Below are 11,604 nucleotides of genomic sequence, written 5' to 3'. Positions count from 1 at the left end.
GCGAAGCCTTGACCGCCCGCAGAAGGAAACCCGTCTTGGATATGATGCCGCGCGATCACAGGCCCGCTGACGCTTATCGCAGGGCGCTCGTCGAGGCCGCGTTGTGTCCCGGCATGATGCTCGGCATGCCGCATCTGACCCCCTTCGGCCTGTCGCGCACATGGCTGCTGGAGGAGCTCGGGCACCGGCACTGGCTTTTGCTGGCGCGCCGCCTCGGTCTGGAAACCGCCGACTTCCGCACGCCGGACGGACTGGAAGCCTATGCCGCCATCTCGGCGCTTCGGGTGGATGCGCGCCTTTCGGGCGCGGGCGCCAACGCCGTCCTGTCCATCCATTCGGACCTTTATCCCGTATCGGGGGCGCGGATGGAAAGCGTCCACAGGCTGGCCATCGACGGTCGCGAGATCGGCACGGTCGTGCTGCAATCGGTCTTCGTGGTCCGGACCGGCGCGGACAACCGTTCCATCCGGCGCTCCGTCGTCCGCCATTTCCGGGCGGAGGGCGCGGCGCGCGAAAGCCTGCTGACGGAGGACATTGCCGCGCTGCGGCTGTGGGATGATCAGGGCAAGGACCATGAGAGGGACATGGTTTTCCAGCCCTGCCCGTTCGAGGAGTTCAATGGCGCAGGGCTGTTCTATTTCGCCGAATTCGCCGCTCTCGTCGGCCGCGCCTTCTGCCACTGGGAAGGGACTGCGACGCGCGAACGGCTGGACGCTCCACTCTCGCTTCTGTTTCTCGGCAATATCGAACCCGGCGAAGCGGTGCGTATCGGCGTTCTTGCTGAGGACGACGCGGATCATCTGCGCCGCTGCTCCATCGAGCGGCCGGACGGCTCGCCTCTGGCCCGCGCGCTTTGCGGCTGAAAGCGGGAGAGGCGCGGCCTTTCTGTCCAGCATCATCTTCACCATCCTGCCGGTCGAGGCCGGCAGGATGGTGCCGGCTCTCGACAGCGCGTTTCCCTTGCTCTCCGCCCAAGCGCGCCGAGCTGCATGGGCCAATAACTTGATTAAAAAAATCATGTATTGGCTGGCTCACGGGTGGTTTCGATGGTAAGAAGCCGGATCGGGATTGCATCGTTGCCATGACCGACAGGGTGTCATCGACCCCAGGTCGTCTGGACTGTCAGTGAATTTTGCGTTCGGTTGAAAAATGGGCATACGGGAAGATGACAAGCGTTATGACGCCTATGTCGCGCATCGTCTCGACCTCATCAACTATGCGACGCTGATCCTCGGATCGCGGGAGGACGCCGAGGACGTGGTTCAGGAGGCGTTCGTCAAATTCGTCCCGGAGAACGCCAATAATCCCTCAAGCCTCAAATCCTACCTGTTTCGGATCGTTCGCAACCTTGCCCTCGATAACCGCAAGCATCGCCGCTACGATCTGAGGCAGATGCCGGACGACACGCCTTTCTGGGGGCTTCCCCAGGAACACGCAACGCCGGAGGAGCATGCCCTGTTCTGCGATCAGGTCAGGCAGGTGCAGGACCTTCTGTCGCAGCTTCCCTCCCAGACCCGTATCGCGATGGAAATGCACCGGTTCGGCGGCTACAAGATGGCCGAGATAGCCGCCCATCTCGGCATATCCGTCGCCAGCGCCCATCGGCTGGTCAAGGCCGGTTTTGCGGCCTTCGCGGAAAAAATGAAGTGAAGATGCGGAAGTTGCGCGGTTCCGTGAAAAAAAAAGTCGAGTTAATCGTCTTTATAACAAGAACGGATGACGGGTAGTGAACTGCCTCGCATGGGAACAGGCCTGACTTCATGAATATCGATCCGGACAAGAAAACAGAGCTGCCGCCCGAAGCGGTGGAGGAGGCCGCCGAGTGGCTGATCCAGCTTCAGGAAAGGCCGCAAGATCGAAAATTGCGCAGGAGGTTCGATGTATGGCTTGCCGCGGCGGAGGCAAACCGCCTGGCGTGGGAGCGGACATGCAGGGCATGGCAAGCTTTCGGCGGGACGGAGCCGGCCTATCGAAGCTTCTGGGAAGGCGCGCCGCGCCTGTCCGGAAGATCCTCACCGGGACGATGGGCGCGTCGTCGGCCCTTATGGCCATATCTGGGAATAGCAGCAGCCGCCATTTCCCTCTGTCTTGTCGTCATGGCGGCGCCGGCACTGCTCATCCAGTTCCGTGCCGATCATCGCACGGCGACGGCGGAAAGCCGCAGCATAACCCTTCAGGACGGCAGTACCGTCTTGCTCGCCGCGTCGAGCGCGATCGCAACCGATTTTTCGTCGGGACGCCGTGAGATCGTTCTTCTGGAGGGGGAAGCCTTCTTCGACGTCGTTCCCGATGCAAAACGCCCCTTTGTCGTCGAAGCCAACAAGGTGAAGGTGGAGGTTCTCGGCACGGCTTTCGACGTGGAAATTTCCAATGGCGTCACGAGCGTCGCGCTTGCCCGCGGGTCGGTGAAGGCATCGCTTGAAGGTGCCTCTTCGACATCGTCGTCCACGCTGGTGCCCGGCGAGTTGCTGACTGTGGATGCCCGTGCCGGCACGATGCGGAAAGAAAGCATCTCCGTCGAGGATATCGGCGGCTGGCGGGATGGGCGGCTTTATGTCGTCAACGCGACGATCGGTTCGGTCGTGCAACAGATCCAGCGCTATCATCCGGCCTGGATCACCGTGGCGGATCCTTCGCTTGCCCGGCAAAGGGTGACGGGTTTCTACAATCTCCACGATCCCGATCAGGCGCTCGAGGCATTGGTGGAACCGTATAGCGGCAAGGTGCGGGCGGTTTCCGGCTATGCACGTATCATCACCCGCTTTTGACGTTGCCCCACACGTCAGAAATTTCGCTTCGATTTCCGTGGTTTATTAAAATGTTCCCGGAACCCTGAAAAAAATTCGCGAGGCAATCGTCTTTTTGTTGAGGACGCCGATCAAGAAATGATCGGCGCAGCAATCCGGAGAGACGAAAGCAGCATGCGCAGCAGGGCAGGAACGAAAATCAAGGGGAACGATATCAGCCGGCACGCCTGTCGGGCAATGTTGCTGGCGACCACCGCACTTGCCGTTTCCTTCGCGGCAGCGCCGGCGACTGCGCAAAGTGCTGCGAATGGAACAGCCTCGCAGGCGGGTAGCGCCGGGTCGGGGGCAACGAGACCGTTCAATATTCCGGCGCAATCGCTGACCAGCGCCGTGAGCGCGTTCGGCCGCCAGTCGGGGTTTCAGGTCACGCTTTCATCGACGGCATCAGGCAATGTCCGGACGAAAGCCGTCGTCGGCAACTTTACGCCAAGCGAGGCGCTTTCGAGACTGCTTGACGGCACGGGTGTCGAATATCGTCTGTCCGGAAACGGAAACACGGTTTTGATCGGAGCCCGCCAGACCGCCGGCGGCGCACCGGCTGTCGACGGGTCGACGATGCTCGAGACGATCATCGTCTCCGGCAAGACAAATCGCAATGCTGCGTCGGGATCGGGATTCCAGGGGACGCCGGATTGGGTTTACCAGACGCCCTCGAGCGTGAGCGTGGTTTCCCGCGAGGCGATCCGCAATTCTGCGACACGCAACTCGCGGGAACTGTTTGCCGACGTTCCCGGCGTCGTCGTGTCGAACGACAACGCCCAGAGCCAGGGGCTGAATGTCAATATCCGCGGCCTCCAGGACCAGACCCGCATCAACATGATGATCGACGGCGCGCGGCAGAATTTCCAGCGCAGCGCCCACGGCTCGACCGGGCTGACCTATGTCGATCCCGCCTTTATCCGCCAGGTCGATATCGAAAAGAGCGGAACCTCGGGCGTGGGCGGGGCGGCCTCGCTCGGCGGTTCCGTCAATTTCCGGACGCTGGTCGCGGACGATCTGATCGAGGCGGGCAGGAACTGGGGGGCGGAGATCGATGGGACGACCGGCACAAACGCCTATCATTTCGCCGGTAACGCCTCGGCCGCCATCCGGTTGTCCGACAGCTTCTCGATCCTCGGTGGCATCAGCTACAAGGACGTCGGAAAGTACGACATCGGATCGCGCCATCCGAATACGACCAATCTCGGTAATGTTTACGATCAGATGCCCTGGGGTTCCGAAACATGGTCCGGCCTGCTCAAGACGGAAATGCAGCCGACCGACGACACCACGCTCGACCTGAGCTGGCTGCACTACGATACGGAATTCGCGCAAGGTACGGACAGCAATCTACAGAATGATGTCAACGACGTGACGAACGACACGGTGACGGCCAGTTTCGGCTGGGATCCTGACAGCGAGTTGATCGACCTGAAGACGCGGCTCTGGTACAACCGCGTCAAGGACGAGGAACATCGCTCGCAGCGCACCAGCAGCATGCGCGAGGTCTTCGTCGATTACACCATGTCGGGCGTCGGCGGCAGCATCGAGAACACCAGCCGGTTCGATCTGCCGATCGGCAATCTTTCGCTGAACTACGGTGTTGAGGCGTTCCGCGACGACGGCGACACGAAGGCGAACGGCGACGACATTACCGACGATCCGGACGAGGCCTGGTGGTATCAGGGAGCGAACGGCTCCGGTACGCGTGACGTGGTCAGCGGCTTTGCCAACGCCACGCTCGATCATGACGACTGGCTGAGCGTCAGCGGCGGCATCCGTTACGACTACTATACGATCGACGGATCGACGACGGTCTTCAGCGAGTTGAAGCAGATCAAGATCGATCCGGATTGCGTGTGGCGCTGCGCGACCATCACGATCCCGCAGGAGGCCTATGCCGCCGATGTCGATCTTTCCGGCGGCGCATGGTCTCCGACTTTTGGTGTCACCGTCAAGCCGGCGGACGGTCTTCAGCTGTTTGCGAAATATGCCCATACCTACCGGCCCCCGACGGTCATGGAAGCAGTGATGGGCGGCACGCATGTTGGCGGCGCTTCCTCTGGAACAGGCCGATTTGCGCCCAATCCGTGGATCGAGCCGGAACAGGCCGATACGTTCGAGATCGGCGCCAATCTTTCCTATGACAGCGTGTTTCAGGCCGGCGACAGCTTTCGCGCGAAAGCCGTCGCCTTCTATCGCAGGGTCGACAATTACATTGCCATAGGCACCGTCGACCTCGACGAGGAGACTTATCAGACCAATTTTGGCGCTTACGTCAATCTCGACGGCACGACGCCGATGCGGGGCGTGGAACTGGAGGCGAATTACGACGCCGGCCGTTACTATATCGGCGGTTCGTTCAGTTACCTCGATGCCGACTACGCCACCACCTACACCTATAATGGCACGTCCCACCTGACCGATTCCTATATCCTGTTCGTGCCGCCGCGCACCAAATTCTCGCTCGACGGCGGCGTGCGCTTCTTCGAGGAAAAACTGACGCTTGGCGGGCGCGTCACCCATGTGGGAGCGGCTGACAAGAACATCGGCGGTTCTGCCAGCGCCGGCCTGGTTTCGTCATGGCAGACCGGCGATTACACGCTGTTCGACATTTACGGTTCCTACAAATTCAACCCGAAGACGACTTTGCGTTTTGCAGTCAACAACGTGACCGATGTCGCCTATGTCCCGGCACTGGGCCAGTCCACCCTTCCGGCACCGGGGCGTACCGTGACGGCATCACTGAATTTCAAGTTCTAGGGATTTCGCGTCCTCAAGGCGCGATAACGAGGTTCGCCGAAGGCGGACAACAGCAGTGAAACCAACCCAAGGAGAACGAGAGATGTCGCTTCTTATCAATCTGACGGATGCCAGCGCCGATCTGGAAGCCTATATCGACAGCTATGTCGCGGCGACGGCATCGCTGGCGAACAGGTACGGGACATTCTATCCCTCCTCCGCGCCATACGATCAGTGGATCCAGGGGACGAATACCTCGGACTATGCCGCCGTGCTCGACGGTGATTTCACGGCCTATTCCGGCGGCAATCTGACCGGGACGGCCGATGCCCTGACCTTCGGCTATGGTCTCACGACCGATGCCAGCGGCCTCACCTCGGTCACGAACGTCGAACTGACGTTCGACTTCCGCGACCTCAACGTCAATGCCGGCCCGGATAGCTTCGACTATCTGGTCTATGGCCTCATTGCTGGCGATGCGTCTCGCGTCTACGACTACTTCGACGACGCCGGCACCATCCAGGTCGGCACGGAGGCGGACAACACGCTCTACGGCTATGACGCCACCGATTACTTCTACTTCGAAGACAATTGGGGCTCCGACACGATCAACGACTTCACCGATGGCGAAGACTACATCGTGTTCGATACCTCCCTGTGGACGAATTACGCGGACTTCGCGGACGATGCCACAATCAGCGGCAATACCATCGCGTGGGATGGCAACACCATCACGCTCGCCGGCTTCTCCGGTACGCTGAGCAGCGCCGACTTCCAGTTCGTCGCCGACCCCGCAACGATTGCGTGAGCGAAGGATGACGAACCGTTCAAAGGTTCGGGTGCCGTCGCGGCTTGATGCCGCGACGGTTGCCTTTCCCCTGACGCGAAGCGCAGCGGCAATCGCGATGATCAGCGGCGTCGTCAACGTGCTGGCCTTGACCTCGCCTTTGTTCATGCTGCAAATCTACGACCGGGTGATTGCCAGCGGCAGCGTGCCGACCCTGGTCGGGCTCGCGGTGCTTGCGGCCGGACTCTATGCCTTTCAGGCCCTTCTCGACATTATCCGCTCGCGTGTCCTGTTGCGCATCGGCGAGCGTTTCGACGGACAGTTTTCCGGTCGCGTTCACGATGCTGTCGTGCGCCTTCCTCTTCTGACGCGCATGCAGGGCGATGGCCTTCAGCCGTTGCGCGACCTCGACAATGTTCGCGGTTTCCTCGGCGGAAACGGCCCGACCGCGCTTTTCGATCTGCCGTGGATGCCGCTCTATCTCGGCATCTGCTTCCTGTTCCATTTCTGGATCGGCGTCACCGCTCTGGTCAGTGCGATCGTGCTGGTATCCCTGACGGTGATCACCAACATTCTGTCGCGCCAGCCGATCAGCGACGCCATCACCCACAACATGATCCGCAACGGCCTGCTGGAAGCGACCCGCCGCAATGCCGAAGTCGTTCGCGTCATGGGGCTTGAAAAGCGTATAGCGGCGCGATGGCAGAAGGCCAATGGCCAGTATCTCGCGGCAAATCGCAAGACCGGGGATGTGGCCGGCGGTCTCGGTTCCGTTGCCAAAGCCCTCCGCATCATGCTGCAATCGACGATCCTCGGTGTCGGCGCGTATCTCGTCATCCGGCAGGAGGTCACGCCGGGCGTGATGATCGCCAGCTCGATCATGATGGGCCGGGCGCTGGCCCCGGTCGATCTCGCCATAGCAAGCTGGAAGCCGTTCCTCATGGCCCGCCAGAGCTGGAACCGCCTGAAAGACCTCCTCGGAAAAGTGCCTCCGGATGCACAGGTGATGGCATTGCCGGCACCGGAAAAGGAATTGCGCGTCGAAGGCGTCACCATCGTCCCGCCGGGGGAAAAGGCCCCGACCGTCATGGGAGCAGGCTTTGCGGTTCCGGCCGGAGGCGCACTCGGCATTATCGGTCCTTCGGGGTCGGGCAAGTCGACGCTGGTCCGCGCACTGGTCGGCGCATGGATGCCTGCCTCGGGCAAGGTGCGCCTCGACGGTGCGAGTTTCGACCAATGGGACCGGGAGGTTCTTGGCCGGCATATCGGTTATCTGCCGCAGGGCGTCGAACTGTTCGGCGGAACGATTGCCGAAAACATCGCCCGGTTCGAACCGGACGCGAACCCGGAATCCGTCGTTGCCGCAGCGAAGGCCGCCGGCGTCCATGAGCTGATCCTGCGTTTCGAAAAGGGTTACGAAACCCAGATCGGCGAGGGCGGTTCGGCGCTTTCGGCGGGCCAGCGCCAGCGTATCGGCCTTGCCCGCGCCCTTTACGGCGATCCTTTCCTCATCGTCATGGACGAACCCAACGCCAACCTCGACGTCGATGGAGAAGCCGCCGTTATACGGGCCATCGCCTCGGTTCGCGCGCGCGGCGGCATCGCCATCGTTGTTGCCCATCGTCCGGCTGCCATCAATGCCGTCGATTATATACTGATGATGGACGGCGGCCGTCAGAAGGCGTTCGGCCCGAGGGAGGAAGTGTTGTCCAGGGTCCTCAAACCTGCGTCCCGTCCGCAGGCAGCGGGGAAACCCTTTCCCGCGACGGGTTTCGGCATGACGCCCCTGCGTGTGATCGCCAATCCCGCCCAGCCTGAAGCGACGTCCGCAAACGATACGGTGACGGAGAAGCCCGATGTCGAGCATTGACGATGTTTCCCGTTCCATCCGCCGTCACCTGATGGCCGGCCTGCTGGCGAGCGTGGTTCTGGTCGGTGGCGTCGGCACCTGGGCGGCTGCGACCAATCTGGCCGGCGCCGTCGTCGCGTCCGGGCATTTCGTGGTCGATTCCTATGTCAAGAAGGTGCAGCATCCGACCGGCGGCGTCGTCGGGGAAATCCTTGTTCGCGAAGGCGACAAGGTGCGTGCCGGCGACGTGGTCATGCGTCTCGACGCCACCCAGACGCGGGCCAATCTCGCCATCGTCACCAAGCGGCTGGATGAACTGGGTGCCCGTCTGGCGCGGCTGGAGGCGGAGCGTGACGACCTCGACGCTATCGAGCTTCCCGATTGGCTGCTGGCCCGCCGCGACGATCCCGACGTGGCGTCCGCCATCCACAGCGAGACGCGGCTGTTCGATTTTCGCAAGGAATCCCGGGAAGGCAAGAAGGCCCAGCTCATCGAACGGATCGCCCAATACGAACACGAAATCGAGGGGCTGAAAGCACAGGAAATCGCTTATGCGAATGGCCTTGCGGTTCTGGAAACGGAAATCGTCTCACAGGAAGCGTTGCACAACCAGGGCATCGTTTCGGTGCAAAGGTTGAACAGCCTCAAGACGCAGGCTGCCACCTATGGCGGCGAGCGTGGTGAGAAGATCGCCTATCAGGCGCAGGCGGCTGGCCGCATTACCGAGACGCGGCTGCAAATCCTGCAAATCGACCAGGACCTGAAGGCCGAGGTCGGCCGGGAGTTGCGTGAGATTCAGGGGCAGATCGGCGAATATGTCGAGCGCAAGGTCGCGGCGGAAGACGAGCTGAAGCGCATCGATATCATCGCGCCGCAGACGGGTATCGTTCACGAACTGGCCGTGCACACGGTCGGGGGCGTGGTCTCGCCCGCTGATCCGATCATGCTGATCGTGCCGGAGGGCGACGATCTGGCGCTTGAGGTGCAGATTCAACCGCAGGATATCGACCAGATCCAGCTTGGCCAGAAGGCCGTGCTGCGCATGTCGGCCTTCAATACGCGCATCACCCCGGAATTGAACGCCCATGTCAGCCGGATCGCGGCAGACCTGACAACCGATGAACGTACCGGGTTTTCCTATTATCTGGTGCGCCTTGCGGTTCCGGCTGACGAATTGAAGAAGCTTGAGGAACTGACGCTCGTACCGGGCATGCCGGCCGAAGCGATGATCCAGACCGGCGAGCGCACGGCCCTGTCCTACTTCGTCAAGCCGCTGTCCGACCAGATCAACCGGGCCTTCCGGGAAGAATGAACATGCCACCTTTCAGGAAAATGGAGGAAATGCCGATGATGGACCATACTCTTGCATTCGCCTCGTTGTTTTCGACAACCGCAACGATCAGGCTCAGGGCCAAGGGGAACAATGAGGCTTCCGCGTGGAACCGGCCCGGTCCTGTGCTACCGGAAGCGGCCTGCTGGACCATCGAGCGAACCGGCCCCGAGGGGCATGAAGTCAGCGTCGTCCGATACATCGAACATCGGGGCGGCTTGCCAAAGGTGATGATTGACCTCGGCTTCGCAAGCGGCGGTGAAATGCGGGGTATTCTCGTCCTTCCGGCGGGTCTTGAGGCATCGGACGGAGTCCGCCTCCGGATCGACGATGCTGGGCTGACGAGGAAGATACCGATCGCGGCCAATAGCCCGGCCCGTTGCGTGGTCAAGCTTCATTTCGATAGGATGGCCGTGGAACAGCTCGAATATGCCGAAAAGCTTGATATCCACGCATATACCGTCTCGCGCAACAGGACGATCGCATTCTCCGTTCCGCTTGCCGGCTTCGCTGCGTCAACGGAAATGTTGAGGGGGATGGGGAGGCATCTACCATCCTGAGGTTATGGTGCAGCCGGTGTTGAAACGCGTGCCGACCGCATTGCGATGTCATCTGCCCATTGCAGGATCATTGGATTGCTTCAACGCCTTGCCATCTTTGCAGCCAGTGGTGATCGCAAGAATGTCGAGATGAGTGCTCACGATACGCTGATCAGCTTTCATGAACACGCGGCGTGCTGGAATGTGCCGAAGCCTGCGGAAACCATGATGGTGCCATCGGCATAGACATCCGTCCCGCGAACCATCGTCCTTACGACGCGGCCCGTGCAGCGGGTGCCTTCGAACGGGGTCCACTTCGCACGGCCGGGAAAGGACTGCCCGGTGATCGTCCATTCCTCGTCGGGGCGGTAGAAGACCAGGTCGGCATCGCTTCCGGGAGCGATCGTGCCCTTTTTCGGATAAAGGCCGAACAGTCTGGCCGGACCTGCCGCGGTCATGCGGGCAAAATCCGTCAGACTCAGCCCCCTTTTCACCACGCCTTCGCTGAACAGGAGCGGCACCGTCGTCTGGACGCCGGTCAGGCCCATCCCGGCCTTCCAGACGCTTTCGAACCCGATCGATTTGGCTTCGGGCAGATAGGGGCAATGGTCGGAAGCGAGGATGTCGATCGTACCGTTCAGCACGGACGTCCAGAGCAGGTCGATGGTCTCCCTCGGCCGCAGCGGCGGCCCGCAGCGTGCCCAGGGGCCGATGCGGACCAGATCGTCTTCATCGAGGAGAAGATAATGGGAGCAGGTCTCGACGGAAACCGGAGCCGTGCCCTTCGCGGCGGCGATCAGTTCCGCTGCTTTCCCGGAGCTCAGGTGAACGATATGGCAGCGCGTTCCCGTTTCGCGCGACAGCGTGATGATGCGTGAGACCGCCTCGATCTCGGCGATTTCGGGTCCCGCTTCCGCGTGGGCGCGCATGTCGGTGCGTCCTGCGACGCGGAGCCTCGCCTGCGCCTCGATGAGCAGGTCGTGGTTCTCCGCGTGCAGGCCGATCAGCCCGCCGAATTTTCCGACCACGCGCATGGCCTCGACCAATTCGGCATCGGTCAGGGCGGGGAGACCGGATGGATCGCTGGCGGCCCGGTCGCGTTGCGAACTGCACAGGAACCCCTTGAACGCCAGCGCTCCCGCTTCGCGCAGGCGCGGCAGTTCGTTGCAGTTCCTGCCGTCGAGCCCGCCCCACAGGCCGAAATCGACGACCGCCTGTCGCATCGCCATCGCCTTCTTCGCCTCGAACGCCTCGAGGGTGGTGGCGGGCGGATTGGAGTGCGGCATCTCGATGATCGTGGTCACGCCCCCCATTGCCGCGGAGCAGGTTCCGTCGAAGAGTTCCTCCTCGGGATAGGGGTTGGAACCGGTGAAGTGAACATGCGCGTCTATGGCCCCCGCCACGACGAGAAGCCCGGTCGCGTCGACGATCCGGCCCGCGTCCACGGCTTCGCCGGGAGACAGAAGTGCAGCGACCCGGCCACCGGCAATCCCGATGTCGAGCGGAGCGACGCCGTGTTCGGTGACGACCGTGCCGCCTTTGATGAGGGTGTCCATGTCATTCTCCATCGA

At 61.8% G+C, this 11,604-nt stretch carries 9 protein-coding genes; 8 read left to right on the top strand and 1 reads right to left on the bottom strand.

The features are described 5' to 3' along the window. The first annotated feature begins 41 nt into the window (after positions 1-41). The 8 genes from NOF55_RS21675 (at position 42) to NOF55_RS21640 (ending at position 10,054) form a co-directional block, all read left to right on the top strand. Entirely contained in the window at positions 42-863 is an 822-nt protein-coding gene (locus tag NOF55_RS21675; RefSeq protein ID WP_306413247.1) for a Pnap_2097 family protein, read from the top strand. Positions 864-1,149: 286 nt separating this feature from the next. After that, on the top strand, positions 1,150-1,650 hold the full coding sequence (locus tag NOF55_RS21670) for an RNA polymerase sigma factor (protein ID WP_306413212.1): 501 nt from the start codon (positions 1,150-1,152) through the stop codon (positions 1,648-1,650). 110 nt (positions 1,651-1,760) lie between these two features. Beyond that, on the top strand, positions 1,761-2,768 hold the full coding sequence (locus tag NOF55_RS21665; RefSeq protein WP_306413211.1) for a FecR family protein: 1,008 nt from the start codon (positions 1,761-1,763) through the stop codon (positions 2,766-2,768). Positions 2,769-2,921: 153 nt separating this feature from the next. Next, a complete protein-coding gene (locus NOF55_RS21660; RefSeq protein WP_370869034.1) occupies positions 2,922-5,549 on the top strand; it encodes a TonB-dependent receptor in 2,628 nt (875 codons plus the stop codon). Between the two features lie 82 nt (positions 5,550-5,631). Then, the gene (locus NOF55_RS21655) at positions 5,632-6,336 is read left to right on the top strand and encodes a hypothetical protein (RefSeq protein ID WP_306413209.1); all 705 of its coding nucleotides are present in this window, start codon (positions 5,632-5,634) and stop codon (positions 6,334-6,336) included. Between the two features lie 7 nt (positions 6,337-6,343). Then, positions 6,344-8,185: a type I secretion system permease/ATPase gene (locus NOF55_RS21650; RefSeq protein ID WP_306413208.1), complete on the top strand. Its 1,842-nt coding sequence runs from the start codon at positions 6,344-6,346 to the stop codon at positions 8,183-8,185. Further along, positions 8,172-9,476: an HlyD family type I secretion periplasmic adaptor subunit gene (locus NOF55_RS21645; protein ID WP_306413207.1), complete on the top strand. Its 1,305-nt coding sequence runs from the start codon at positions 8,172-8,174 to the stop codon at positions 9,474-9,476. The genes NOF55_RS21650 and NOF55_RS21645 overlap by 14 nt, the downstream gene beginning before the upstream one ends. Positions 9,477-9,511: 35 nt before the next feature. After that, positions 9,512-10,054 carry an invasion associated locus B family protein gene (locus NOF55_RS21640; protein ID WP_306413206.1) on the top strand — a complete coding sequence of 181 codons (543 nt, stop codon included), beginning with the start codon at positions 9,512-9,514 and terminating at the stop codon, positions 10,052-10,054. Between the two features lie 158 nt (positions 10,055-10,212). Here NOF55_RS21640 and allB read toward each other — a convergent pair whose 3' ends face one another. Then, positions 10,213-11,589, bottom strand: a complete 1,377-nt coding sequence (gene allB, locus NOF55_RS21635; RefSeq protein WP_306413205.1) for an allantoinase AllB — start codon at positions 11,587-11,589, stop codon at positions 10,213-10,215. Positions 11,590-11,604 lie beyond the last annotated feature (15 nt).

The organism is Ectorhizobium quercum (assembly GCF_026552795.1).
Classification (GTDB): domain Bacteria; phylum Pseudomonadota; class Alphaproteobacteria; order Rhizobiales; family Rhizobiaceae; genus Ectorhizobium; species Ectorhizobium quercum.
Note: the sequence above shows the minus strand (reverse complement) of the source record. Positions and strands in the feature narration are given on the sequence as shown.